Origin of the sequence: Nonomuraea sp. ZG12 (assembly GCF_052068115.1) — a bacterium.
Lineage (GTDB): Bacteria > Actinomycetota > Actinomycetes > Streptosporangiales > Streptosporangiaceae > Nonomuraea.
Genome location: NZ_JBQHCW010000018.1, coordinates 141,722 through 163,875 on the forward strand (window position 1 = coordinate 141,722; position 22,154 = coordinate 163,875).

34 protein-coding genes are annotated in these 22,154 nt (G+C 67.5%); 2 read left to right on the forward strand and 32 right to left on the reverse strand.

Features of this window, described 5'->3' with window-relative positions; genetic code table 11:
* The first annotated feature begins 43 nt into the window (after window positions 1-43).
* A complete protein-coding gene (locus ACTMTF_RS35380; RefSeq protein WP_441114576.1) occupies window positions 44-1,123 on the forward strand; it encodes a hypothetical protein in 1,080 nt (359 codons plus the stop codon).
* 102 nt (window positions 1,124-1,225) lie between these two features.
* Window positions 1,226-3,862 carry a hypothetical protein gene (locus ACTMTF_RS35385; protein WP_441114577.1) on the forward strand — a complete coding sequence of 879 codons (2,637 nt, stop codon included), beginning with the start codon at window positions 1,226-1,228 and terminating at the stop codon, window positions 3,860-3,862.
* Here the strand turns inward: ACTMTF_RS35385 and truA are convergent.
* From truA to rplC, 32 genes are all read right to left on the reverse strand, one after another.
* The gene (truA, locus tag ACTMTF_RS35390; RefSeq protein ID WP_441114578.1) at window positions 3,827-4,738 is read right to left on the reverse strand and encodes a tRNA pseudouridine(38-40) synthase TruA; all 912 of its coding nucleotides are present in this window, start codon (window positions 4,736-4,738) and stop codon (window positions 3,827-3,829) included. The genes ACTMTF_RS35385 and truA overlap by 36 nt on opposite strands.
* A gap of 115 nt (window positions 4,739-4,853) precedes the next feature.
* Entirely contained in the window at window positions 4,854-5,396 is a 543-nt protein-coding gene (gene rplQ / locus ACTMTF_RS35395; RefSeq protein WP_397007894.1) for a 50S ribosomal protein L17, read from the reverse strand.
* Window positions 5,397-5,543: 147 nt separating this feature from the next.
* Window positions 5,544-6,560, reverse strand: coding sequence for a DNA-directed RNA polymerase subunit alpha (locus tag ACTMTF_RS35400; protein ID WP_219469300.1), 1,017 nt, complete (start codon window positions 6,558-6,560; stop codon window positions 5,544-5,546).
* 104 nt (window positions 6,561-6,664) lie between these two features.
* On the reverse strand, window positions 6,665-7,291 hold the full coding sequence (gene rpsD, locus ACTMTF_RS35405; RefSeq protein WP_397007891.1) for a 30S ribosomal protein S4: 627 nt from the start codon (window positions 7,289-7,291) through the stop codon (window positions 6,665-6,667).
* A gap of 20 nt (window positions 7,292-7,311) precedes the next feature.
* Window positions 7,312-7,716: a 30S ribosomal protein S11 gene (gene rpsK / locus ACTMTF_RS35410; protein WP_020542285.1), complete on the reverse strand. Its 405-nt coding sequence runs from the start codon at window positions 7,714-7,716 to the stop codon at window positions 7,312-7,314.
* Between the two features lie 42 nt (window positions 7,717-7,758).
* Window positions 7,759-8,139, reverse strand: coding sequence for a 30S ribosomal protein S13 (rpsM, locus tag ACTMTF_RS35415; protein ID WP_189141220.1), 381 nt, complete (start codon window positions 8,137-8,139; stop codon window positions 7,759-7,761).
* A 216-nt stretch (window positions 8,140-8,355) separates the two neighbouring features.
* On the reverse strand, window positions 8,356-8,469 hold the full coding sequence (gene rpmJ, locus ACTMTF_RS35420; RefSeq protein WP_003956441.1) for a 50S ribosomal protein L36: 114 nt from the start codon (window positions 8,467-8,469) through the stop codon (window positions 8,356-8,358).
* A 21-nt stretch (window positions 8,470-8,490) separates the two neighbouring features.
* Window positions 8,491-8,712, reverse strand: coding sequence for a translation initiation factor IF-1 (infA, locus tag ACTMTF_RS35425; RefSeq protein WP_012887858.1), 222 nt, complete (start codon window positions 8,710-8,712; stop codon window positions 8,491-8,493).
* 283 nt (window positions 8,713-8,995) lie between these two features.
* A complete protein-coding gene (locus ACTMTF_RS35430) occupies window positions 8,996-9,430 on the reverse strand; it encodes a DUF1707 SHOCT-like domain-containing protein (RefSeq protein WP_441114579.1) in 435 nt (144 codons plus the stop codon).
* Between the two features lie 20 nt (window positions 9,431-9,450).
* On the reverse strand, window positions 9,451-10,254 hold the full coding sequence (gene map, locus ACTMTF_RS35435) for a type I methionyl aminopeptidase (protein ID WP_397007887.1): 804 nt from the start codon (window positions 10,252-10,254) through the stop codon (window positions 9,451-9,453).
* 111 nt (window positions 10,255-10,365) lie between these two features.
* The gene (locus tag ACTMTF_RS35440; protein ID WP_397007885.1) at window positions 10,366-11,016 is read right to left on the reverse strand and encodes an adenylate kinase; all 651 of its coding nucleotides are present in this window, start codon (window positions 11,014-11,016) and stop codon (window positions 10,366-10,368) included.
* Window positions 11,016-12,326, reverse strand: coding sequence for a preprotein translocase subunit SecY (gene secY, locus ACTMTF_RS35445; protein ID WP_397007883.1), 1,311 nt, complete (start codon window positions 12,324-12,326; stop codon window positions 11,016-11,018). The genes ACTMTF_RS35440 and secY overlap by 1 nt, the downstream gene beginning before the upstream one ends.
* A gap of 168 nt (window positions 12,327-12,494) precedes the next feature.
* On the reverse strand, window positions 12,495-12,950 hold the full coding sequence (rplO, locus tag ACTMTF_RS35450; protein WP_441114580.1) for a 50S ribosomal protein L15: 456 nt from the start codon (window positions 12,948-12,950) through the stop codon (window positions 12,495-12,497).
* Between the two features lie 2 nt (window positions 12,951-12,952).
* On the reverse strand, window positions 12,953-13,135 hold the full coding sequence (gene rpmD / locus ACTMTF_RS35455; protein WP_189141227.1) for a 50S ribosomal protein L30: 183 nt from the start codon (window positions 13,133-13,135) through the stop codon (window positions 12,953-12,955).
* 3 nt (window positions 13,136-13,138) lie between these two features.
* Window positions 13,139-13,768: a 30S ribosomal protein S5 gene (gene rpsE / locus ACTMTF_RS35460; RefSeq protein WP_189141228.1), complete on the reverse strand. Its 630-nt coding sequence runs from the start codon at window positions 13,766-13,768 to the stop codon at window positions 13,139-13,141.
* A gap of 52 nt (window positions 13,769-13,820) precedes the next feature.
* Window positions 13,821-14,204: a 50S ribosomal protein L18 gene (gene rplR, locus ACTMTF_RS35465; RefSeq protein ID WP_397007878.1), complete on the reverse strand. Its 384-nt coding sequence runs from the start codon at window positions 14,202-14,204 to the stop codon at window positions 13,821-13,823.
* A 2-nt stretch (window positions 14,205-14,206) separates the two neighbouring features.
* Window positions 14,207-14,749, reverse strand: coding sequence for a 50S ribosomal protein L6 (gene rplF, locus ACTMTF_RS35470; RefSeq protein WP_397007876.1), 543 nt, complete (start codon window positions 14,747-14,749; stop codon window positions 14,207-14,209).
* A gap of 16 nt (window positions 14,750-14,765) precedes the next feature.
* Window positions 14,766-15,164 (reverse strand): 30S ribosomal protein S8, encoded by a 399-nt coding sequence (gene rpsH / locus ACTMTF_RS35475; RefSeq protein ID WP_397007874.1) that lies wholly within the window; start codon window positions 15,162-15,164, stop codon window positions 14,766-14,768.
* A 196-nt stretch (window positions 15,165-15,360) separates the two neighbouring features.
* Window positions 15,361-15,546, reverse strand: a complete 186-nt coding sequence (locus ACTMTF_RS35480; protein WP_327108828.1) for a type Z 30S ribosomal protein S14 — start codon at window positions 15,544-15,546, stop codon at window positions 15,361-15,363.
* 1 nt (window position 15,547) lies between these two features.
* Window positions 15,548-16,123, reverse strand: a complete 576-nt coding sequence (rplE, locus tag ACTMTF_RS35485) for a 50S ribosomal protein L5 (RefSeq protein WP_441114581.1) — start codon at window positions 16,121-16,123, stop codon at window positions 15,548-15,550.
* Window positions 16,123-16,419 carry a 50S ribosomal protein L24 gene (gene rplX / locus ACTMTF_RS35490; RefSeq protein ID WP_189141446.1) on the reverse strand — a complete coding sequence of 99 codons (297 nt, stop codon included), beginning with the start codon at window positions 16,417-16,419 and terminating at the stop codon, window positions 16,123-16,125. The genes rplE and rplX overlap by 1 nt, the downstream gene beginning before the upstream one ends.
* An 8-nt stretch (window positions 16,420-16,427) precedes the next feature.
* Complete coding sequence (rplN, locus tag ACTMTF_RS35495; RefSeq protein ID WP_026214151.1) at window positions 16,428-16,799, reverse strand: 50S ribosomal protein L14; 372 nt, start codon at window positions 16,797-16,799, stop codon at window positions 16,428-16,430.
* Between the two features lie 259 nt (window positions 16,800-17,058).
* Window positions 17,059-17,352, reverse strand: coding sequence for a 30S ribosomal protein S17 (gene rpsQ / locus ACTMTF_RS35500; RefSeq protein WP_397007871.1), 294 nt, complete (start codon window positions 17,350-17,352; stop codon window positions 17,059-17,061).
* On the reverse strand, window positions 17,345-17,581 hold the full coding sequence (rpmC, locus tag ACTMTF_RS35505; RefSeq protein ID WP_397007869.1) for a 50S ribosomal protein L29: 237 nt from the start codon (window positions 17,579-17,581) through the stop codon (window positions 17,345-17,347). Before rpmC ends, rpsQ begins: the two co-directional genes overlap by 8 nt.
* Complete coding sequence (gene rplP / locus ACTMTF_RS35510) at window positions 17,581-18,000, reverse strand: 50S ribosomal protein L16 (protein ID WP_397007867.1); 420 nt, start codon at window positions 17,998-18,000, stop codon at window positions 17,581-17,583. The genes rpmC and rplP overlap by 1 nt, the downstream gene beginning before the upstream one ends.
* 2 nt (window positions 18,001-18,002) lie before the next feature.
* Window positions 18,003-18,854 carry a 30S ribosomal protein S3 gene (gene rpsC / locus ACTMTF_RS35515; RefSeq protein ID WP_397007865.1) on the reverse strand — a complete coding sequence of 284 codons (852 nt, stop codon included), beginning with the start codon at window positions 18,852-18,854 and terminating at the stop codon, window positions 18,003-18,005.
* Complete coding sequence (rplV, locus tag ACTMTF_RS35520) at window positions 18,854-19,207, reverse strand: 50S ribosomal protein L22 (RefSeq protein WP_189141238.1); 354 nt, start codon at window positions 19,205-19,207, stop codon at window positions 18,854-18,856. The genes rpsC and rplV overlap by 1 nt, the downstream gene beginning before the upstream one ends.
* Before the next feature lie 28 nt (window positions 19,208-19,235).
* On the reverse strand, window positions 19,236-19,514 hold the full coding sequence (gene rpsS / locus ACTMTF_RS35525; RefSeq protein ID WP_397007862.1) for a 30S ribosomal protein S19: 279 nt from the start codon (window positions 19,512-19,514) through the stop codon (window positions 19,236-19,238).
* 11 nt (window positions 19,515-19,525) lie between these two features.
* Window positions 19,526-20,359, reverse strand: coding sequence for a 50S ribosomal protein L2 (rplB, locus tag ACTMTF_RS35530; protein WP_327108824.1), 834 nt, complete (start codon window positions 20,357-20,359; stop codon window positions 19,526-19,528).
* 133 nt (window positions 20,360-20,492) lie between these two features.
* Entirely contained in the window at window positions 20,493-20,855 is a 363-nt protein-coding gene (rplW, locus tag ACTMTF_RS35535; protein ID WP_441114582.1) for a 50S ribosomal protein L23, read from the reverse strand.
* Entirely contained in the window at window positions 20,855-21,502 is a 648-nt protein-coding gene (gene rplD / locus ACTMTF_RS35540; RefSeq protein ID WP_397007858.1) for a 50S ribosomal protein L4, read from the reverse strand. Before rplD ends, rplW begins: the two co-directional genes overlap by 1 nt.
* Window positions 21,499-22,152, reverse strand: a complete 654-nt coding sequence (gene rplC / locus ACTMTF_RS35545) for a 50S ribosomal protein L3 (protein WP_397007856.1) — start codon at window positions 22,150-22,152, stop codon at window positions 21,499-21,501. The genes rplD and rplC overlap by 4 nt, the downstream gene beginning before the upstream one ends.
* Window positions 22,153-22,154: the final 2 nt, after the last annotated feature.

Genomic DNA, 22,154 nt, shown 5'->3' on the forward strand with positions numbered 1-22,154 from the left:
GCGCCGTGCAAAGGCCCCGGAGAGCGCTCCCGGCGGTGAAGGCATGCCGGAGAGCACCCCGCGCCGGGCTCGCGGCGACGGCGATCCGGAGGGCACGCCGCGCCGCTCGCGCCGTGCCGCCGAACCCGAGAGCGCCCCGCGCCTGTCACGTAAGGAGCGCAAGGCCGCCGACACCGAGAGCGCCCCGCGTATGTCGCGCAAGGAGCGCAAGGCAGCCGAAGCGGCCGAGGCCGACGCCAGCACCTTCGCCGGCGCCTTCACTCCTGCCGACACCGCAGCGGCGCCCCCGTCGGGCGCCCCTCCTTACGGCCTCGCGCCCGGCCCCGCCGCCGGCTCCGGCTCCCAGCCCAAGCCCGACGACCGCGTCGAGACCGGGCCGACCCACCGGACGTGGAGCCCCTACGACGACGAGAACCGCTCGCGCGGCCCGCTCTGGGCGGTGCTCGGCGGCGTGGCGGTGATGGGGCTCCTCGGCGCCGGCCTCGCGGTGATGTGGAACGCCGACGATCCGGACGCCGCCGCCACCGACGCGGGCCGCCGCACGTCCGCGCCGATCCCGTCGGCGCCCCCTGGCAAGTTCGGCTACGCCGGTGAGCGTCGTACGGACCCGGACCCGCTCACGGTCAAGGAGCTGTTCACGGCCAAGAAGTTCACCATCGCCGGTCGCTCGTACCAGATGACCATCACCAGCAAGGACAAGAAGTGTGGCGATGGCGTCCTGGGTGACAAGATCGCCAAGGCGCTCAAAGCGGGCAAGTGTACGCAGATGATGCGGGCCAGCTTCCGCGACAAGTCCGGCAAGGTGATCGGCACCGTCGGCGTCGCCAACCTCAACACGAGCAAGAACGCCTCCAAGGTGGCCCGCGCGGCGGGCACGGCCGACTACGTCAAGCCCCTGGCGGGCAAGGACGAGGTCACCAAGTTCCTCGGCTCGGGCAGCGGCGGGGCGAAGGTGTGGACGCACGGCCACTACGCGGTCATGGTCTGGTTCCAGAGCAAGGACGGCATCAAGCCCGACAAGAAGGCGTCGAAGACGCTTTTCCAGGCGGCCGACGACATCACCAAGGCGACGGTCTTCAAAGCGCTCGACTCCCGTACCTTGACCGGCACCCGGGCCACCTGAAAATCGCCCTTTCGCCGAGTTAAGGTCGCAAACAGGACGATCAATCCGCCGGGAAGGTCCATACCTAGGGAACGATCTAGCGACTCTCGCTAGGCTCACCTTATGCGTGGCCACGGACCCGGGTCTGAGCACGAGCGTCGCAGGGATAACGACGGCTCGGCCGCACCGTCGACGCCGCCGCCCAGCTTCGGCGGGCGGCCGTCGGGCGAGCAGCGCGTCCCGCGGTCGTACCCCGAGCCGCCGTCCGTCGAGGAGTCGGAAGGCTGGCTTTCTGTAGAGGGTGAGACGGGCGCCGTCGACGGATGGCAGCCACGGGACGGCGGGCCGCCCGCCGAGGCGTGGCTCTCCGTCGAGGACGAGCCCGCCGCCCCGGGGAGCGAGACCAGCCCGTCCCTCCCCCGGCCCCCCGTCCCCGGCGAGACCCGACCCGCGATCGCCTGGCCCGGCAAGGGCGACCGGACGCGCCCCGCCGACGCCTGGCCACCGGTGGCCGCCGACGGCCCCACCACCTGGCTCCCCGCCAAGGGCGGCGCCCACGCCGCCGCCGAAGCCGAAACCCACCCCGCCCCGGCCCTGCGGCCCGCGACCAACACCGGCGGGACCGAGCCCCACCCCGCCTGGCACCCCGCCGACAGCGGCGCACAGGCCGCCGCCGGTCCCGCCTCCGAAGGCGAAACCCGGCCCGCCGCCAGACCACCCTCGGAAGGCGAAACCCGACCTGCCGCCTGGCACCCCGCCGAAAGCGGAGCGCAGGCCGCCGCCCGTCCCGCCCCCGAAGCCGAGACCCGACCCGCCCCGACCCTGTCGCCTGCGAAGAACACCGGCGAGATCCGCCCTGCCGGGGCTTGGAGCGGTGCACAGGCTGCCGCCGCGCGATCGCAGGGTGAGGCCTCCTCCACGCCGCCTCCGGGTGTGGACGACGTGCGGGCCGCTCAGGGCGAACGGCTTCCCGCGCTGCCCGACTTCCCCGGCGCGCAGCCGTGGGAGGTGCGAGAGGGCGACGCCGCGCCGTACGACTGGTTCGCCGGACCGGACGGCTCGGAGGAGCCGCCCGTGTCAGGTGCGGGGGTCGACGCGCCCGCGCACCCAGGTCACGAGGCCGCCATGCCCCAGCCCGCGAGGGAGCCGTGGGCCCCGGAGCCCGCGGTTCCGGGCGCGCCCCGGTGGGAGCCGCCGCCGGCGTTCACCGCTGCTGCGGCGGGCATGCAGGTGTGGCCCGCACCCGTCACCGACACGCCCGCCATGCCGCCCTGGCCGGCCGCGACCGGCGAGCTCGACCCCGGCGGCGAGGAGGGCCCGCACGACACGCCCCAGAGCGTCGGCCCCACGCGACGCGAGGCCGACGCTCCCACCGCCCCGGCGGCCCGCTTCGACCCGAATGCCACAACCCAACACCCCCAACCGGCGTCACCGTTCGCCACCGGCGAGATGGCGCCGCCCCCCACCGCGCAGCCCACCACCGGCGAGAAGGCGCTGCCACCCGCCGCCCAAGCGCCCACCCCGCCCTTCAGCACCGGCCAGACCGCACCCCCGCCCACACCACCGCACGGGGCCGGCCAGAGCGCGCCGCCCCCCATCCCACGGCAGGGCAGCGCGCCGTTCACCACCGGTGCGGTCGCCGCGCACGGAGCGGCCGCGCCGTTCAGCGCGCCGGTGCCGGCCGACACGGACGAGGCCGCCTCGCCGTCCGCCGCCAGGAAGGCCATCCCGGGCAGGACCACCCCGACCCCGGGTCCCAAGCTGCCTCCGTCGCCGCTGTTCAACCCCAACCAGGGCAAGGAGCAGGCGGATCAGCCCGCCGGTCCCGGCGACGTCCCCGTCTGGCCGCCGACCCCGCACGGCGCGGAGCAACAGGACAAGCTGCCCGATCTCCCGTTCGACCAGGAGACCTGGGGCCAGCGCCCCGCCCTGGCCCTTCCCCCGGGCGGCGCCCCGTCCGCCGACCTCGTACCGCAGGGCGGCGCCGCGTTCAGGCAGCCGCCGTTCGCTCCGCTGCAGGTGGTCGAGCAGCCGGGCAAGAGCAAACGGGCGTTGTTCGCCACCCTGGGCGTGCTGGTGCTGGCGGGCGTCGCGACCGGCGGCTTCTTCGCCGTCAGGTCGGTCGGCGCGCCGACTCCGGAGGCGGCGGCCCCGATCACCTCCGCCGCGCCGTCGGCGACCCCCACGGCAGCCCCCGCCGTCCCGACGCCGGCCGAGGCCGCCGGCACCGCCATGCTCAACTCCGAGATCACCGATCCCAAGAAGCTGTCGCTGTCGGAGGCGTTCCCGAAGAAGAAGGTGAGCGCGGCGGGCGCCACTTTCACCAGGGTCAAGTCCGACGTGGCCGCCAGCTGCCAGGAGGCGGCCGCGGGCGCGTTCGCCGAGGCGCTGCGTGAGCAGAAGTGCAGCCGCGTCCTGCGCGCCACGTACGTCGACGCCAAGCGCCGCTGGGCGGTGACGACCGGCATCGCGGTGCTGCCCAGCAAGGATGCCGCCCTGCGCGTCGACAAGGCCAAGAACCTGAGCCGCAACCTCTGGTTCCGCGCCCTGCCCGGCTCGCCGGGCTCAGGCGGCGACCGCGTGCACATCGCGGGCGGCTACGCGGCGGGGCTGGTGTGGGGCCGCTACATCGTCTTCAGCTACGCCACCCACGCCGACGGCCACACCCCGGAGGCGAAGGAGAAGACGCTGATCAAGGTCAGCAGCGCCTTCCGCGACCAGACGTCACTCGTCCTCGAGCGCCGCGTCACCGACAGCTGACGATGATCCGACCTGAGTCCCGACCCGGGTCCTGACCCGCCGGGTGGCCTTCGCCCGAGCCGCGAGCTCCGCCTCCGGCGGGTAGCTCACCTCTTCCAGGCACAGGCCGTGCGCGGGCGCCACATGCACCCCGGAGTCGCGTACGGCCTTCGCCAGCACCCGCGCCGGCCACTCGACCGGCCGCCGCCCGTCACCCGCGGCCAGCAGGGAGCCGACCAGCGCCCGCACCATCGAGTGGCAGAACGCGTCGGCCACGACGGTGGCGACCAGCACCCCGTCGCCGCCACGCACCCAGTCGAGCCGCTGCAGCTCCCTGATCGTGGTGGCGCCCTCGCGCTTCTTGCAGAACGCCGCGAAGTCGTGCTCGCCCAGCAGCCGGGCGGCCGCCGCGTTGAGCGCGTCCACATCGAGCGGCCGGTTGTGCCAGACGACCTCCTGGCGCCGCAACGGGTCGACGCCCCCCACGGCGTCACTCACCCGGTACGCGTACCGACGGGACATGGCCGAGAACCGGGCGTCAAAGCCCTCAGGAGCCACTGTGACCCGAAAAACCCGTACATCTGGAGGAAGGACACCCCCGAGCCGTCGCACGAGCGCAGAGAGCCGCTCATCCGTTTCCAGCGGGCCGGCCCGGTTGCCGTCGAGCTCGGCGAGCGCCTCGTCGGCCACGTCGACGTGCGCGACCTGACCGCGCGCGTGCACGCCCGCGTCCGTACGCCCCGCCACCGTCAGCATCGGCGGCTCGCCGAGCCGCAGGATCCGGCCGAGCGCCTCCTCGATCTCCCCCTGGACGGTACGCAGGCCTGGCTGCCTGGCCCACCCGGAGAAGTCGCTCCCGTCGTAGCCGAGGTCGAGTCGGAGCCGTACCACGATCATTCCTCCAGACAGTCCCAACAGACGCTACCGCGCACTCAGGCGCGCGTACCCGCACATGAAAAGGGCCCGGCCCCCGCGAAGGGGTCCGGGCCCGATTTCTGTCGGCCTGGATGGATCAGGCCTCGTCCTTCTTCGCCTCGTCCTTGGCCTCGGCGGCGGGAGCCTCGGCGGCGGCGGTCTCCTCGGCGGGAGCCTCCGTGGCTTCGGCGGCCGGGGCCGTCTCCTCGGTCTCGGCGGCGGCCGGGGTGGTGTCCGCGGCGGCCGGAGCCTCGGTGGTGCGCGAGACGGTGACCGGGTTCAGGGGCTCGGCCACCAGCTCGATGACCGCCATGGGGGCGTTGTCGCCCTTACGCGCACCGATCTTGGTGATCCGGGTGTAGCCGCCCGGACGCTCGGCGAACGTCGGCGCGATCTCCGTGAACAGGTGGTGCACGACGCCCTTGTCCTTGACGACGGTCAGCACCTGGCGACGGTTGTGGATGTCGCCCTTCTTCGCCTTGGTGATCAGGCGCTCCGCCAGCGGCCGCAGGCGCTTGGCCTTCGTCACCGTGGTGCGGATCTTGCCATGACGGAACAGGTCCGTGGCAAGGTTGGCCAGGATCAGCCGCTCGTGCGCCGGGCTGCCGCCAAGACGCGCGCCCTTGGTGGGCTTGGGCATTGCTCTCTCCTTGTGAGTTCACCCGCCCCGGCCGTACCAGGTACCGGAGTCGGGCCGGCCGCGTCGGGCGACGCGGCCGTCAGTGTCCCCCGCGCCGGCCGGACGGGCCGTCCGGCGCGGGGTCGTGAGGGCCGGAGCCCTCTCAGGTCAGTACTGCTCGGTCTCGACGTACGCGCTGTCGTCGTCGTCGTAACCGGCACCGGCGACCGCGCTCGGGTCGAACCCGGGCGGGGAGTCCTTGAGGGCCAGCGTCATCTCGTGGAGCTTCTGCTTGACCTCCTCGATGGACTTGGCGCCGAAGTTCCTTATGTCGAGCAGGTCCTGCTCGCTGCGGGCGACGAGCTCACCCACGGTGTGGATGCCCTCGCGCTTGAGGCAGTTGTACGACCTGACCGTGAGGTTGAGCTCCTCGATCGGCAGCGCCAGGTCGGCGGCCAGGGCGGCGTCGGTCGGCGACGGGCCGATGTCGATGCCCTCGGCCTCGACGTTGAGCTCACGGGCCAGGCCGAAGAGCTCGACGAGGGTCTTACCGGCCGAGGCCACCGCGTCGCGGGGCTTCATGGCCGGCTTGGTCTCGACGTCCAGGATCAGGCGGTCGAAGTCGGTGCGCTGCTCGACTCGGGTCGCCTCGACCTTGTAGGTGACCTTGAGCACCGGGGAGTAGATGGAGTCGATCGGGATGCGACCGATCTCCTGGCCCGGCTGCTTGTTCTGCGCGGCGGAGACGTAGCCGCGACCGCGCTCGACGGTCAGCTCCATCTCCAGCTTCGCCTTGCCGTTGAGCGTGGCGATGCGCAGCTCGGGGTTGTGCACCTCGACACCGGCCGGGGGCGCGATGTCGGCGGCGGTGACCTCACCCGGGCCCTGCTTGCGCAGGTACATCACGACCGGCTCGTCGTGCTCGGACGAGACGACCAGCTCCTTGAGGTTGAGGATGATGTCGGTGACGTCTTCCTTGACCCCGGGAACGGTCGAGAACTCGTGCAGCACGCCCTCGATCCGGATGCTCGTCACGGCCGCGCCCGGAATGGACGACAGCAGCGTACGGCGGAGCGAGTTGCCGATGGTGTAGCCGAAACCCGGCTCCAGCGGCTCGATGACGAACCGGGAGCGCGTGTCGTCGATCGACTCTTCGAGAAGAGTCGGACGCTGAGCGATCAGCATGAGTGGGTTCTCCCCTTTTTCGTGTGGCGCCCGCTATATGACGCCACTCCGATAAACAGCCTAGTTCGCGTACGGAATCCGTACGCGAACCAGAAGACGAGCTACTACTTGGAGTAGTACTCGACGATCAGCTGCTCCTGCACCTGGGTGTCGATCTGCTGGCGGACCGGCAGCTGGTGGATCAGGACGCGCAGCTTGTCGGGCACGACGCCCAGCCAGGCGGGGACCGTGCGGTCACCGGCGGTGGCGCGAGCCACCTCGTAGGGCAGGAGGTTGCGCTTGGTCTCGCGGACCTCGATGATGTCGTGCTCGCGCACGCGGTAAGAAGGAATGTCGACCTTCTTGCCGTTCACCATGATGTGACCGTGGCGGACCTGCTGGCGAGCGGCGTCACGCGACTGGGCGAACCCGGCGCGGTAGACGACGTTGTCGAGGCGGCTCTCCAGGATCTGGAGCAGAACCTCACCCGACTTGCCGCTCTTGCCCGCGGCTTCCTCGTAGTAGTTGCGGAACTGCTTCTCGAGGACGCCGTAGATGCGACGGGTCTTCTGCTTCTCGCGAAGCTGAAGCTGGTACTCGGACTCCTTGGGGCGTCCGCGACCGTGCTCACCCGGGGGGTAAGGACGGATTTCAATGGGGCACTTGGCGGACTCGCACTTGCTGCCCTTGAGGAAGAGCTTGGTCTTCTCGCGACGGCAGAGCTTGCAGTCCGCGCCCGTGTAACGAGCCATTTCTCAATATCTCCTGGGAATCAGACGCGGCGGCGCTTCGGCGGACGGCAGCCGTTGTGCGGGACGGGCGTGACGTCCTGGATCGAACCCACCTCGAGGCCGGTGGCCTGGAGGGAGCGGATCGCGGTCTCACGGCCGGAGCCGGGACCCTTGACGAACACGTCGACCTTGCGCATGCCGTGCTCCATGGCGCGGCGAGCGGCGTTCTCGGCGGCCATCTGGGCGGCGAACGGGGTGGACTTACGGGAGCCCTTGAAACCCACGTGGCCGGCGCTGGCCCAGGAGATCACGTTCCCGTTCGGGTCGGTGATCGAAACGATCGTGTTGTTGAACGTGCTCTTGATGTGGGCGTGCCCATGAGCGACGTTCTTCTTTTCCTTGCGGCGCACCTTCTTGGGCGCACCCTGACGGCTCTTAGGAGGCATTGGTTGCCTTCACTCCAGGTGGTTCGGTCGCGGCTGCGAGGATTACTTCTTACCGGGCTTCTTCTTGCCGGCCACGGTCTTCTTCTTGCCCTTACGGGTGCGCGCGTTGGTCTGCGTGCGCTGACCGTGGACGGGCAGGCCCTTGCGGTGCCTGATGCCCTGGTAACAACCGATCTCGATCTTGCGACGGATGTCGGCCTGAACCTCGCGGCGCAGGTCACCCTCGATCTTGAACGTCGACTCGATGTAGTCACGCATCGGGACGAGCTCGGTGTCGGAGAGCTGGTGCACACGGAGGTCGCCGCTGATCCCGGTGGCCTGGAGGATCTCCTGGGCGCGGGTGCGGCCGATGCCGTAGATGTAGGTGAGAGCGATCTCCAGCCGCTTGTCGCGGGGGAGGTCGACGCCAACCAGGCGAGCCATGGTCGGGCATTCTCCTTCGTTGTGGCGGAGGTCTTGCGCGCCACTTCCCCTCCCCATGCCCGGGGTGAGGGCCCCGGCCTCCGACCGGGGGTCTCCCGAGTGGTCCGTGCCGGTGAGGGCACGCCTGCTCGGGTGTAGCACGCGATTACTGGCTCAGGCTCCTCATGCGTCGAGTCCGCTCCCTGCTGGGGCGGACTCGGAGAAGCCTTGCGGCGACTAGCCCTGGCGCTGCTTGTGGCGCAGGTTGTCGCAGATCACCATGACGCGACCGTGCCGGCGAATCACCTTGCACTTGTCGCAGATCTTCTTAACGCTCGGCTTTACCTTCATTGTCCTTGTTCCTCAGACGTCTTACTTGTATCGGTAGACGATCCGCCCGCGACTAAGGTCGTAGGGGCTCAGTTCAACGACTACCCGGTCGTCAGGAAGGATTCGGATGTAGTGCATCCGCATCCGTCCGCTGATGTGGGCCAGGACCTTATGGCCGTTATCGAGCTGCACCCGGAACATAGCGTTCGGGAGCGACTCAACCACAGTGCCCTCGATCTCGATGGCGCCGTCTTTCTTGGCCAAAATCCCTCGCGTTTCACTGATCGGTCGTCTGAGGCTCCGGTTCACTAAGCAGCCGCGACCTCACGCTTCGAAGAGAGCGGCGACCGCCAAGGGTCGCCGACGCGTGGTAGTCATAGTGAGCCGACTAAGGAGTGTACGACACCTGAGAGTAGAACGCGAAACGCGTGCCAGGTGTCCTGACACAACCAGAGGCCAGTCTACCCGAACAATCTCCCACCTCACGCCATCTTCCCCTGCGCGGTGGGCGTTTCCTCACGGACGGCCGGACACGGCGTGGGGCCCGCTACTTCTTCTCCTGCGACCCACCGCCGAAGACGGTGCTCACCAGCAGGATCGCTCCCCAGGGTCCCATCACCCACAGCGGCCAGGGGTAGACGAAGTCGCCGGCCGTGAGGCTGATGATCAGCCAGATCGCCCAGTTGATGGCGCTCGCCCCGGCCCACGCGCTCCAGGCGGCCCGCATGCCGGGGTGCATCCCCGCCTGCTTGGCCACCGGCTGTGGCGTGATCTTCGCCGGGCGGTTGTTGCGCAGGTCCACGTCCGGGAGGTCGGCCGTCAGCCGGGCGAGCTCACCGTAGGTCTTGCTCTTGTAGAGCTGTTCGAGCCGCTCGTTGAACTCGTCCATGGTGATGCGACCCTCTGCGGTGTGTTCACGCAGCACTGCCGCCACCTTGTCCCGGTCGACATCGGAGGCACGCATCTCGGGGCTCTGCGCCATACCACCACTCCTGGCCTCGTTTACGGCTGCGCCAGGCGCTCTTTGCCCCCATCCAGGGCGGTCAGCACCCAAGGACCATTATGTGTCACGGCGACGCTGTGCTCGAAGTGCGCGGACGCCTTACCGTCGACCGTCACGACGGTCCAGTCGTCGGCCAATACCCGGGTGCGGTCCGAACCGAGGTTGACCATGGGCTCGATGGCCAGGCACATGCCGGGCTCCAGCACGGGGCCTCTGCCGGGCTTGCCATGGTTGGCGATCCACGGGTCCATGTGCATCTCGGTGCCGATGCCGTGGCCGCCGTACTCCTGAGGGATGCCGTAGCGGCCCTGAGATCTCACGTAACGCTCGATCTCGTAGCCGATGTCCGACAGGTGCCGGCCGACGGTGAGAGCCCTGATGCCGCTCCACATGGCCTCTTCGGTGATCCGCATCAGCTCGGTCAGCTTGGGGTCGACCTCGCCCACCGGGACGGTGACCGCGGAGTCGCCGTGCCAGCCGTCGAGGATGGCGCCGCAGTCGATCGAGATGACATCGCCCTCGCGAAGCTTGCGGGCGTTCGTCGGGATGCCGTGCACCACCTCGTTGTTCACCGAGGCGCAGATGGTGGCGGGAAAGCCCTGATAGCCCTTGAACGACGGGATGGCGCCCTCGCCCCTGATCGCCTTCTCAGCGATGACGTCGAGGTCGAGCGGCGTCATGCCCGGCTCCACCGAACGCTTCAGCAGGTCGAGCGTGCGCCCCACCACCAGTCCCGCCCCGCGCATCTTCTCCAGCTGCTCGGGCGTCTTGATCTGAATCCCATGCTTGTTTCTCTTGAACACGTACGGCACCCCCAGGCGCTTTCAACGGGCTGAGGCGGGAGCCCAATTCCCCCCACAATAGCCGCGAGGTGGCACGGAAATCCGTGCCACCTCCGCAGTCGGTCGTCACATCTAACCTATGTAGGGCCGAATGGCATCCATGGCCCGTTGGGTTACCTCTTCGACCGGGCCAGTCGCATCGACCCCGACGAGGATGCCCTCGTCCGCGTAGTAGGCGATCAGCGGCGACGTCTGCTCCTGATAGACCTCAAGGCGGTGCCTGACGGTGTCTTCTTTGTCATCGTCACGCTGGAACAGCGCGCCGCCACAGGCGTCGCACTTGTCGTCCTGCTTGTCGTCGAACTCCACATGCCAGATGCGGCCGCACTGGCTGCACGTGCGCCGGCCCGCCAGTCGCCTGACGACCTCGTCGTCGTCGACCACCAGCTCCAGGACCAGGTCGAGTGCCTGTCCCCAGTCGGCCAGCATCTTCTTGAGAATCTCCGCCTGCGGCACGTTGCGCGGGAAGCCGTCGAGCAGGAAACCGTCCTGCGCGTCGTCCTCGGAGAGGCGATCACGGACCATGGCGATGGTGACCTCGTCGGGCACCAGATCGCCACGATCCATGTATGTCTTGGCCAGCTTGCCGAGCTCCGTGCCGCCGGAAACGTTGGCACGGAAGATGTCACCTGTCGAAATCTTCGGGATGGACAGGTTCGATGCGATGTACTGGGCCTGAGTCCCTTTACCCGCTCCAGGGGGCCCGACCAGAACGAGACGCACTACCGGAGGAAACCTTCGTAGTTACGCTGCTGCAGCTGAGCCTCAATCTGCTTGACCGTGTCAAGGCCGACACCAACCATGATCAGAATGCTCGTCCCTCCGAACGGGAAGTTCTGGCTCGCACCGGCCACCGTCAGCGCGACGATCGGGATCATGGAGAGCAGACCCAGATAGAGCGAGCCAGGCGCGGTCAGCCGGTTGAGCACGAAACCCAGATACTCAGCCGTCGGCCGGCCCGGGCGGATGCCCGGAATGAACCCACCGTACTTCTTCATGTTGTCCGCTACTTCAGCGGGGTTGAAAGTGATGGACACGTAGAAGTACGTGAAGAACACGATCAGCAAGAAGTAGGTGGCCATGTAGATCGGCGTGTCGCCGGTGGCCAGGTTCTGGGAGATCCACTGCACGACCGGGTTGGGGTTCTCGGCGTTGGCGAACAGCGAGGTCACGAGCTGCGGAAGGTAGAGCAGCGAAGAGGCGAAGATGACCGGGATGATGCCGGCCTGGTTGACCTTCAGCGGGATGTAGGTCGAGGTCCCGCCGTACATCCGGCGACCCACCATGCGCTTGGCGTACTGCACCGGGATGCGGCGCTGCGCCTGCTCGACGAAGACGACCGCGGCGACCAGGAAGACGCCGACCACCAGGACCACCGCGAAGGAGAACTTGTTGGCCTGGAAGATGTTGGCGAGCTCGGAGGGGAAGATGGAGACGATGGAGGTGAAGATCAGGATCGACATGCCGTTGCCGACGCCCCGGTCGGTGATCAGCTCACCCAGCCACATGATCACGGACGTGCCCGCGGTCATGATGAGGACCATCGTGACGATCTGGAACACGTTGTCGGGATCGAGCAGCACGTCCTGCTGACAGTTGGGGAAGAGCTGCCCCGAGCGCGCCAGCGCGATGAACGCCGTCGACTGCAGGACACCGAGAGCAACCGTCAGATAACGGGTGTACTGTGTGATCTTGGCTTGCCCGGACTGGCCCTCTTTCTTGAGCGCTTCCAGGCGTGGAATCACGACGACGAGCAGCTGCAGAATAATGCTCGCGGTGATGTAGGGCATGATGCCCAGCGCGAACACCGACAGCTTCAGAAGCGCGCCGCCGCTGAACAGCTGCACCATTCCGTAGATGTTGCCGGTGTCGCCGGTACGGGCCTGATCGAAACAGGCCGCGAGGTTCTGGACGTGAACGCCCGGAGTCGGAAGAACCGAGCCGAGACGGAACAGCGCGATGATGCCCAGAGTGAAGAGCAACTTCTTGCGCAGGTCCGGTGTCCGGAACGCCCGGGTAAACGCGGTCAGCACGGTCCCTCCTGCGCGCCTATAAGGCGGTGTGAGTATGCGATGGTGCGGGGATCTGCCATCTGAAGTCTCAGGTCAGTCGAGCAGGACAGGATCCTGCTGTCTCGCGAACTCTAACGCACTACGGGCGTGGGGGCCCATTGTCAGAACCCCCACGCCTCGTAATGGCTCTTACAGCTCGGTAACGGAACCCCCAGCAGCGGCGATCTTCTCCTTCGCCGTGGACGAGAAGGCGTGAGCCGTCACGTTCACCGCGACCGAGATGTCACCGGTGCCGAGCACCTTGACCGGCTGGTTCTTGCGGACAGCGCCCTTGGCGACCAGCGTCTCGACGGTGACTACGCCACCGTCGGGGAACAGCTCGCCGAGCTTGTCCAGATTGACGACCTGGTAGGTCGTCTTGAACATGGCGTTGGAGAAGCCCTTGAGCTTCGGCAGACGCCTCTGCAGCGGCACCTGGCCACCCTCGAAACCGAGGGGGACCGTCGTACGGGCGCGACTGCCCTTGGTGCCGCGACCGGCGGTCTTGCCCTTGGACGCCTCGCCACGGCCCTTGCGGACCTTGGACTTGTTGGAGCCGGGGGCAGGACGCAGGTCGTGAATCTTCAGCGGAGCCTTGTCAGTCATGACTAGTCGACCTCTTCCACGGCGACGAGGTGCGTCACCACGGAGACCATGCCACGAATCTCGGGCCGGTCCTCCTTGACGACGACGTCGCCGATTCGCTTCAGGCCAAGCGAACGCAGCGAGTCACGCTGGTTCTGCTTGCCACCGATCTTCGAGCGAACCTGAGTGATCTTCAGGCGTGCCATCGACTAGCTCACCGCCTTAGCCGCTGCGGCCTCCGCGATGCCCTCACGCTGAGCCCTGAGCATCCGGGCCGGAGCCACGTCCTCAATCGGCAGGCCACGGCGGGCGGCGATCTCCTCGGGCCGGGAAAGGCCCTTCAGAGCCGCCACGGTGGCGTGCACGATGTTGATCGGGTTGTCCGAGCCGAGCGACTTGGACAGCACGTCGTGGATGCCGGCGCACTCCAGCACCGCACGCACCGGGCCACCGGCGATGACGCCGGTACCGGCCGAGGCGGGGCGCAGGAAGACGACACCGGCCGCCTCCTCACCCTGCACGATGTGCGGGATGGTGCCCTGGATCCGAGGCACCTTGAAGAAGTGCTTCTTCGCCTCTTCGACGCCCTTGGCGATGGCCGCGGGAACTTCCTTGGCCTTGCCGTAGCCGACGCCGACCATGCCGTTGCCGTCACCGACGACGACCAGGGCGGTGAAGCTGAAGCGACGACCACCCTTCACGACCTTGGCCACTCGGTTGATCTTCACTACGCGCTCGATGTACGAGACGCCCTTGTCGGCGGCGCCGCCGCGGCGATCGTCACGACGGTCACGCCGCTCGCCACCGGTGCCGCCACCGCGACGCGGAGCTGCAGCCATCAGTGGTTCCTCATCTCAGTTGCCAGTATCAGTTGCGATTGCCGGGCCCGCATCAGAACTCGAGCCCGCCTTCGCGAGCGCTGTCCGCCAGGGCCGCGATGCGCCCTGCGTAGCGGTTGCCACCACGGTCGAACACGACCGCCGTGATCCCGGCTTCCTTGGCCCGCTGAGCGAGGAGCTCGCCGACCTTCTTGGCCTTCTCGGTCTTGTCCGCCTCGATCGTGCGCAGCGAGGAGTCCATGGTGGACGCGCTCACCAGAGTGTGGCCGACGGTGTCGTCCACGATCTGCACGAAGAGATGACGGGTCGAACGGTTGACGACCAGGCGCGGACGCTGGGCCGTACCGACGACGTTCTTGCGGACGCGGCGGTGACGGCGGGCCCGCGAGACGGTGCGGGCAGCCGTGTGCTTGCCGAACGCAGTCTTCGGAGCCATGCCTACTTACCAGCCTTTCCGACCTTGCGGCGGATCTGTTCGCCCTGGTAACGCACGCCCTTGCCCTTGTACGGGTCGGGCTTGCGCAACTTGCGGATGTTGGCGGCGACCTCGCCGACCTTCTGCTTGTCGATGCCGTCCACATGGAACAGGGTCGGCTTCTCGACGCGGAAGGTGACGCCCTCGGGGGCGTTGACGATGACCGGGTGACTGAAGCCCAGCGCGAACTCCAGCTGCGTCGGGCCCTTGGCCTGAACGCGGTAACCGACTCCGACGATCTCCAGGGTCTTGGAGTAGCCCTGGGTGACGCCCTGCACCATGTTGGCGATCAGCGTCCTGGAGAGTCCGTGCAGCGCACGGACCTTGTTCTCGTCGTTGGGACGAGTCACTGCGATGGCGCCGTCGTCATCGCGGCCTACCGCGATGGGCTCGGCGACCCTGTGAGAAAGCGTGCCCTTCGGGCCCTTGACCTGGACATCCCGGCCGTCGATCGTGATGTCTACGCCGCCGGGCACAGGGATGGGCAGCCGTCCGATTCTCGACATGCTGTATTCCTCCCCTCTACCAGACGTAGGCGAGGACTTCCCCGCCTACACCACGCTTGCCGGCCTGCTTGTCAGTCATGAGACCGGCGGACGTCGAGATGATCGCGACGCCCAGCCCTCCCAGGACTCGGGGCAGGTTGTCCTTCTTCGCATAGACCCGCAGTCCGGGCTTCGACACCCGGCGCAGGCCTGCGAGCGACCGCTCACGGGTCGGACCGAACTTGAGCTCCACCACGAGGTTCTTGCCAACCTTGGCGTCTTCGACGGTCCAAGCCTGGATGTAACCCTCCTGCTGGAGGATCTCGGCGATGTGCGCCTTGATCTTCGAGTACGGCATCGTCACGCTTTCGTGATACGCCGAATTCGCATTGCGCAGACGTGTGAGCATGTCTGCGATCGGGTCGGTCATCGTCATGGCCAGTGGCCTTCCTCGCCGCGGTTTCCAGTCGGCCAAGTTTCAGCGTCCGGCACTGCTGCCGGGCACTGCTCTGCCGGTGGACCTTCGGCGCGGTCATGGGTGCTCTCTGCGAGAGCCCCCTGGAATTGACATTTACGGATATGTACGGCCAGCAGCCGCCTTCGGGGGCGACACACGCCGCCCCCAAGGGTAACTACCAGCTGGACTTGGTGATACCAGGCAGCTCGCCCCGGTGCGCCATCTCGCGGAAGCACACACGGCACAGGCCGAACTTCCTGTAGACGGCCCTGGGACGCCCGCAGCGGGTGCAGCGGGTGTAAGCCCGGACGTCGAACTTCGGCTTGCGCGCCGCCTTGGCGATCAGCGACTTCTTCGCCATATCAGGCCTCCTTGAACGGGAAGCCGAGAAGCTTGAGCAGCGCCCGGCCCTGGTCGTCGGTCTTCGCGGTGGTCACGACCGTGATGTCCATGCCCCGCGGCCGGTCGACCCTGTCCTGGTCGACCTCGTGGAACATGACCTGCTCGGTCAGACCGAAGGTGTAGTTGCCGTTGCCGTCGAACTGCTTCGGCGACAGGCCGCGGAAGTCCCTGATGCGCGGCAGCGCCAGCGACAGCAGCCGGTCAAGGAACTCCCACATGCGGTCACCGCGGAGAGTGACGTGCGCGCCGATCGGCATGCCCTCACGCAGCTTGAACTGCGCGATGGACTTGCGGGCCCGGACGACGGCCGGCTTCTGGCCGGTGATCACGGTGAGGTCGCGGACAGCGCCCTCGATGAGCTTCGAGTCGCGAGCCGCCTCGCCGACACCCATGTTGACCTTGATCTTCACCAGGCCGGGGATCTGCATGACGTTCTCGATGCCGAAGTCCTCGCGAAGCTGAGCCGCGATCTCCTCGCGGTACTTCGTCTTGAGGCGCGGCGTCGGGCGCTCGGTCTCAGTGGTCGTGGCAGTCATCAGCTGTCCTCACCCGTCTCGTCGGCCTTGTCGGCCTTCTTGTCGGCGGGCTTTTCGGCGGGCTTGTCTTCCTTGAGCTTCTTCACGTTGCTCACGTGAATGGGAGCCTCCATGGTCTGCACGCCACCCGCCTGGGTGCCGCGCGGACCCTGCTGCTCCTTCTGGTGCTTCTTGATCATGTTGACGCCCTCGACGACCACGCGGTCCTCGCGCGGGAAGGTGGCGATCACATGTCCCTTGGCACCCTTGTTCTTGCCGGCGATGACCTGGACCAGGTCGCCCTTCTTCACATGCAGCTTCGGCATTACAGCACCTCCGGCGCGAGCGAGATGATGCGCATGAACTTCTTGTCGCGCAGCTCACGGCCCACCGGGCCGAAGATACGAGTGCCGCGAGGGTCACCGCTGTCCTTGATGATGACGGCGGCGTTCTCGTCGAAGCGGATGTAGGAGCCGTCGGGCCGGCGGCGCTCCTTGACCGTGCGGACGATGACAGCCTTGACCACATCGCCCTTCTTGACGCCCGTGCTGCCGGGCAGGGCGTCCTTGACAGTGGCGACGATGACGTCACCGATACCGGCGTAGCGTCGGCCCGAGCCACCGAGAACGCGGATGCAAAGAATCTCCTTGGCACCCGTGTTGTCGGCGACCTTGAGCCGCGACTCCTGCTGGATCACGTTTTAACTCCTGTTAGTCGCGCCGGTTCTCATCGCTGAGCCTGGCGGAACCCGATGTTGTCTTGTTCCTCCGGCCACAGCGCCACGCGCACGCTCGTCCGTACCTCTCGATCCGGACGGGCGGCACACGCGGCGCCGCACCGCAGGCGACGCGAGGCCTTGTTCGTGAACACGTTCTTGAACACGGCCCCGCGTCCTTGGACGCCGTCATGGGGATGTCGCCATCCCCACGAGGCGCGGTATATCCGAGAAGCGAGTGTTACTTCGCCTTCTCGAGGATCTCCACGATCCTCCACCGCTTGGTGGCGGAGAGAGGGCGGGTCTCCATCAGAAGCACGCGGTCGCCCACGCCACAGGCGTTGGACTCGTCGTGTGCCTTGTACTTGGTCGTACGGCGGATGACCTTGCCGTACAGACGGTGCTTGACGCGGTCCTCGACGACGACGACGACGGTCTTGTCCATCTTGTCGCTGACGACCAGGCCCTCGCGGACCTTGCGGAACTTACGGGCGTCGACTTCGGCGCCCGTCTCGGTGGTCTCGGTCTCAGCCATCGCTCGACTCCTTCTCGACCGTGACGATGCGAAGCTCGCGCTCGCGCATCACGGTGTAGATACGGGCGATCTCGCGGCGGACGGCCCGCAGCCGCCCGTGGCTCTCCAACTGACCGGTCGCTGACTGGAAGCGGAGGTTGAACAGCTCCTCCTTGGCTTCCTTGAGCTTCTGGACCAGAGTGTCCTGGTCCTCCACTCGCAGCTCGCCGGCGGTCAGGCCCTTAGCCATCACGCCTCACCCACTTCACGCTTAACGATCTTGCACTTCATCGGGAGCTTGTGAATCGCGCGCTGCAGCGCCTCACGCGCCACAGTCTCCGTCACGCCGGACAGCTCGAACATCACGCGTCCGGGCTTGACGTTGGCGATCCACCACTCCGGAGAACCCTTACCGGAACCCATGCGGGTCTCGGCGGGCTTCTTCGTCAGGGGACGGTCGGGGTAGATGTTGATCCACACCTTGCCGCCACGGCGGATGTGACGGGTCATCGCGATACGAGCGGACTCGATCTGGCGGTTGGTCACGTAGGAGTGCTCAAGCGCCTGGATACCGAACTCGCCGAAGACGACCCTGGTGCCGCCCTTGGCGGCTCCGCTGCGGTCAGGCCGGTGCTGCTTGCGGTGCTTGACCCTGCGCGGGATCAGCATGGTCAGCTCCCTTCAGCACCCGGCTGCGCAGCCGGGCCGGTCTCGGGGGCGGCCTGAGCGGCCGCCTCAGTCCTGGGGGCACGGTCGCCACGGCCACCACCACGGCGAGCGCCGCCACCGGCGCCACCACCACGGCGGGGACGGTCGCCGCCGCCACCCCGACGGTCGTCACGCTCACGACGCTGGCCGGCCCGAGCACCGGCGGCAGCCGCCTCGCGCTCGGCGCGGCTCGTCGGAGCCTCACCCTTGTAGATCCACACCTTCACGCCGATCCGGCCGAAGGTGGTACGGGCCTCGTAGAAGCCGTAGTCGATGTCCGCGCGGAGCGTGTGCAGCGGCACCCGGCCCTCGCGGTAGAACTCCGACCTCGACATCTCGGCGCCGCCCAGACGACCGGAGCACTGGACACGGATGCCCTTGGCGCCGCTCTTCATGGCCGACTGCATCGCCTTGCGCATGGCACGACGGAACGAGACACGGCTGGAGAGCTGCTCGGCGACACCCTGCGCGACGAGCTGGGAGTCGATCTCGGGGTTCTTCACCTCGAGGATGTTGAGCTGAACCTGCTTCTTGGTCAGCTTCTCCAGGTCGCCGCGGATACGGTCGGCCTCCGCGCCGCGGCGGCCGATGACGATGCCCGGACGCGCGGTGTGGATGTCGACCTGAACGCGGTCGGTCGTACGCTCGATCTCGACCTTGGAGATGCCGGCCCGCTCCATGCCCTTTTGCAGCATGCGACGGATCGCCACGTCCTCGGCGACGTACGCCTTGTACAGCTTGTCGGCGTACCACCGGCTCTTGAAGTCGGTCGTGATGCCGAGGCGAAACCCGTGCGGGTTAACCTTCTGGCCCACTATCGGGTCCTTCCCTTCGGCTCGCGGGACTCCACGATCACGGTGATGTGGCTCGTCCGCTTGTTGATCCGATAGGCGCGACCCTGTGCGCGCGGCCGGAACCGCTTCAGGGTCGGGCCCTCGTCGACCCACGCGCGGCTCACGACGAGCGTCTGGGGGTCGAGATCGAAATTGTGCTCTGCGTTCGCCATGGCGCTGGAGAGCACCTTGTAGATCGGCTCGCTCGCCGACTGGGGAGCGAACTGCAGCACGGCCTGCGCCTCCGAAGCGGGCAGCCCGCGAATAAGGTCCACCACACGGCGGGCCTTGAGGGGCGTGACGCGGACGAACCGCGCCTGAGCCCTGGCTTCCATCGCTTACTCCTCTTACTTCTGAAGGCGCTTATCGCCGGCTGCGGCGGTCATCCTTGACGTGGCTCCGGAACGTCCGCGTCGGGGCGAACTCTCCGAGCTTGTGGCCGATCATCGACTCGGTGACGAACACCGGGACGTGCTTGCGGCCGTCGTGCACGGCGATCGTGTGCCCGAGCATGTCGGGGACGATCATGGAGCGCCGCGACCACGTCTTGATGACGGTCTTGGTGCCCTTCTCGTTCTGCGTATCCACCTTCTTCTGAAGGTGGTCGTCAACGAAAGGACCCTTCTTAAGGCTACGTGGCATTTCGGCTGCTCCTACCGCTTCTTCTTGCTGCGCCGACGGATGATCAGCCGGTCGCTCGCCTTGCTGGCCTGACGGGTGCGGCCCTCGGGCTTACCCTTCGGGTTGACCGGGTGACGACCACCGGAGGTCTTACCCTCACCACCACCGTGCGGGTGGTCAACGGGGTTCATCGCGACACCACGGACGGTCGGGCGCTTGCCCTTCCACCTCATGCGGCCGGCCTTGCCCCAGTTGATGTTGGCCTGCTCGGCGTTGCCGACCTGGCCGACCGACGCGCGGCAGCGCACGTCGACCATGCGCATCTCGCCGGAGGGCATACGCAGCGTGGCGTACTGACCTTCCTTGGCGAGCAGCTGGATCTGCGCTCCCGCGGAGCGGCCCAGCTTGGCGCCACCGCCGGGACGGAGCTCCACCGCGTGGATGAAGGTACCGGTCGGGATGTTGCGCAGCGGCAGGCAGTTGCCCGGCTTGATGTCGGCCGCGGGGCCGTTCTCGATGCGGTCGCCCTGCTTGAGGCCGGTCGGCGCGATGATGTAGCGCTTCTCGCCGTCGGCGTAGTGCAGCAGAGCAATATTGGCGGTGCGGTTGGGGTCGTACTCGATGTGAGCGACCTTGGCCGGAATGCCGTCCTTGTCATGCCTACGGAAGTCGATGATCCGGTAGGCGCGCTTGTGACCGCCGCCCTGGTGGCGTGCGGTGACCCGGCCGTGTACGTTACGGCCGCCCTTGCCATGAAGGGGTGCAAGCAGCGACTTCTCAGGCTCGCTGCGGGTGATCTCGGTGAAGTCCGAGACACTCGAGCCGCGGCGACCTGGGGTCGTCGGCTTGTACTTACGGATGCCCATCTTTTTCGTTCATCCTTCGTCGATATCCAGAATCCAAGAACTCTGGATCTCTTGTCTCAATCGTGCGAGACCCCAGGCCGTCGTCGCCAGAGGCGACACCATGGGGATCGCGGGGGGCAGCGCCCCCCGCGGATCAGCCGATCTGACCGAAAATGTCGATCCGATCGCCCTCGGCCAAGCTCACGATCGCGCGCTTGGTGTCGGGACGCTTGCCGAAACCGGTCCGGGTGCGCTTGCGCTTGCCCTGCCGGTTGATCGTGTTCACGCTGGTGACCTTGACCCCGAAGATCTTCTCGACCGCGATCTTGACCTCGGTCTTGTTCGCGGTCTTCTTCACCAGGAACGTGTACTTGTTGTTCTCATCGATCAGGCCGTAGCTCTTCTCAGAGACGACCGGCTTGATGATGACGTCACGCGGGTCGACGACCCTCGCCAGGCGGCCCACAGGCTTCTCGGCGGTAGGGACGGCGGCCTGCTGGTCGGTGCTGTTCTCCATCAGGCGTCTTCCTTCTCGCCCTGGCCCAGCCGAGCCACGACCTGGTCGTACGCCTCCTGGGTGAAGACCACGTCGTCATAGCAGAGCACGTCGTAAGTGTTGAGCTGCCCGGAGTCCAGCAGGTGGACCTCGGGAGCGTTACGCAGGCTCAGCCAGGTCAGCTCGTCGGTGTCAGCGACCACGACGAGCACGGACTTGGCCTGGGTGATCGCGCGCAGCGCCTGGAGAGCGGTCTTCGTCTTCGGCGTCTCACCGGAGACGAGGCTGCTCACCACGTGCACGCGACCGCCGCGAGCCCTGTCGGACAGGGCGCCACGCAGGGCGGCGGCCTTCATCTTCTTGGGCGTCCGCTGCGAGTAGTCACGCGGAACCGGACCGTGGACGACGCCACCGCCGGCGAACTGCGGCGCACGCGTCGAGCCCTGACGGGCGCGGCCGGTGCCCTTCTGGCGGTACGGCTTCTTGCCGCCGCCCCTGACCTCACCACGGGTCTTGGCCTTGTGCGTGCCCTGCCGGCGAGCGGCGAGCTGGGCCACGACCACCTGGTGGATCAGCGGAACGTTGACCTTCGCGCCGAAGATGTCCTCGGGCAGGTCAACCGTGCCGGTCTTGGCACCGCTGGCGTCGAGGACGTCAATGCTGGTCACTTGGCAGCCCCCTTCTTGGCAGCGGTGCGAACGAGAACCAGGCTGCCGTTGGCGCCGGGAATCGCACCCTTGATCAGGATGAGACCCTTCTCGGCGTCCACGGCGTGAACCTTGAGGCTCTGCACGGTGGTGCGGACGTTACCCATCCGGCCAGCCATGCGCAGACCCTTGAATACGCGGCCCGGGGTGGCGCAGCCACCGATGGAACCCGGCGAGCGGTGCTTGCGCTGCGTACCGTGCGACGCGCCCAGACCCTTGAAGCCGTGGCGCTTCATGACACCGGCGAAGCCCTTGCCCTTGCTCTTGCCCGTCACATCGACGAACTGGCCGGCCTCGAAGGTGTCGGCCAGCAGTTCCTGGCCCAGGTTGTAGTCGCTCGCGTCGTCAGTGCGGATCTCCGCGAAGTAACGGCGCGGGGTGATGTCGTGCTTGCGCAGGTAGTCGCCGAGCGGCTTGTTGACCTTCCGCGGGTCGACCTGTCCGAAGCCGAGCTGAATGGCGGCATAGCCATCCTTCTCGGCGCTGCGGACGCGGGTCACCACGCACGGACCGGCCTCGACCACGGTGACCGGAACCATCCGGTTGTCCGCGTCGAAGACCTGGGTCATGCCGAGCTTCTTGCCCAGGACGCCCTTGATCGTCTTAGCCATGT

What these genes read in the sequence shown, in the direction of transcription:
- ACTMTF_RS35380 (WP_441114576.1), top strand. Translation starts at nt 44, where the DNA reads ATGCCGGAGAGCACCCCGCGCCGGGCTCGCGGCGACGGCGATCCGGAG.
- ACTMTF_RS35385 (WP_441114577.1), top strand. Translation starts at nt 1,226, where the DNA reads ATGCGTGGCCACGGACCCGGGTCTGAGCACGAGCGTCGCAGGGATAAC.
- truA (WP_441114578.1), bottom strand. Translation starts at nt 4,738, where the DNA reads ATGATCGTGGTACGGCTCCGACTCGACCTCGGCTACGACGGGAGCGAC.
- rplQ (WP_397007894.1), bottom strand. Translation starts at nt 5,396, where the DNA reads ATGCCCAAGCCCACCAAGGGCGCGCGTCTTGGCGGCAGCCCGGCGCAC.
- ACTMTF_RS35400 (WP_219469300.1), bottom strand. Translation starts at nt 6,560, where the DNA reads ATGCTGATCGCTCAGCGTCCGACTCTTCTCGAAGAGTCGATCGACGAC.
- rpsD (WP_397007891.1), bottom strand. Translation starts at nt 7,291, where the DNA reads ATGGCTCGTTACACGGGCGCGGACTGCAAGCTCTGCCGTCGCGAGAAG.
- rpsK (WP_020542285.1), bottom strand. Translation starts at nt 7,716, where the DNA reads ATGCCTCCTAAGAGCCGTCAGGGTGCGCCCAAGAAGGTGCGCCGCAAG.
- rpsM (WP_189141220.1), bottom strand. Translation starts at nt 8,139, where the DNA reads ATGGCTCGCCTGGTTGGCGTCGACCTCCCCCGCGACAAGCGGCTGGAG.
- rpmJ (WP_003956441.1), bottom strand. Translation starts at nt 8,469, where the DNA reads ATGAAGGTAAAGCCGAGCGTTAAGAAGATCTGCGACAAGTGCAAGGTG.
- ACTMTF_RS35430 (WP_441114579.1), bottom strand. Translation starts at nt 9,430, where the DNA reads ATGGCGCAGAGCCCCGAGATGCGTGCCTCCGATGTCGACCGGGACAAG.
- rplO (WP_441114580.1), bottom strand. Translation starts at nt 12,950, where the DNA reads ATGACTGACAAGGCTCCGCTGAAGATTCACGACCTGCGTCCTGCCCCC.
- rpmD (WP_189141227.1), bottom strand. Translation starts at nt 13,135, where the DNA reads ATGGCACGCCTGAAGATCACTCAGGTTCGCTCGAAGATCGGTGGCAAG.
- rpsE (WP_189141228.1), bottom strand. Translation starts at nt 13,768, where the DNA reads ATGGCTGCAGCTCCGCGTCGCGGTGGCGGCACCGGTGGCGAGCGGCGT.
- rplR (WP_397007878.1), bottom strand. Translation starts at nt 14,204, where the DNA reads ATGGCTCCGAAGACTGCGTTCGGCAAGCACACGGCTGCCCGCACCGTC.
- rplF (WP_397007876.1), bottom strand. Translation starts at nt 14,749, where the DNA reads ATGTCGAGAATCGGACGGCTGCCCATCCCTGTGCCCGGCGGCGTAGAC.
- rpsH (WP_397007874.1), bottom strand. Translation starts at nt 15,164, where the DNA reads ATGACGATGACCGACCCGATCGCAGACATGCTCACACGTCTGCGCAAT.
- ACTMTF_RS35480 (WP_327108828.1), bottom strand. Translation starts at nt 15,546, where the DNA reads ATGGCGAAGAAGTCGCTGATCGCCAAGGCGGCGCGCAAGCCGAAGTTC.
- rplE (WP_441114581.1), bottom strand. Translation starts at nt 16,123, where the DNA reads ATGACTGCCACGACCACTGAGACCGAGCGCCCGACGCCGCGCCTCAAG.
- rpsQ (WP_397007871.1), bottom strand. Translation starts at nt 17,352, where the DNA reads ATGGCTGAGACCGAGACCACCGAGACGGGCGCCGAAGTCGACGCCCGT.
- rpmC (WP_397007869.1), bottom strand. Translation starts at nt 17,581, where the DNA reads ATGGCTAAGGGCCTGACCGCCGGCGAGCTGCGAGTGGAGGACCAGGAC.
- rplP (WP_397007867.1), bottom strand. Translation starts at nt 18,000, where the DNA reads ATGCTGATCCCGCGCAGGGTCAAGCACCGCAAGCAGCACCGGCCTGAC.
- rplV (WP_189141238.1), bottom strand. Translation starts at nt 19,207, where the DNA reads ATGGAAGCCAGGGCTCAGGCGCGGTTCGTCCGCGTCACGCCCCTCAAG.
- rpsS (WP_397007862.1), bottom strand. Translation starts at nt 19,514, where the DNA reads ATGCCACGTAGCCTTAAGAAGGGTCCTTTCGTTGACGACCACCTTCAG.
- rplB (WP_327108824.1), bottom strand. Translation starts at nt 20,359, where the DNA reads ATGGGCATCCGTAAGTACAAGCCGACGACCCCAGGTCGCCGCGGCTCG.
- rplW (WP_441114582.1), bottom strand. Translation starts at nt 20,855, where the DNA reads ATGGAGAACAGCACCGACCAGCAGGCCGCCGTCCCTACCGCCGAGAAG.
- rplC (WP_397007856.1), bottom strand. Translation starts at nt 22,152, where the DNA reads ATGGCTAAGACGATCAAGGGCGTCCTGGGCAAGAAGCTCGGCATGACC.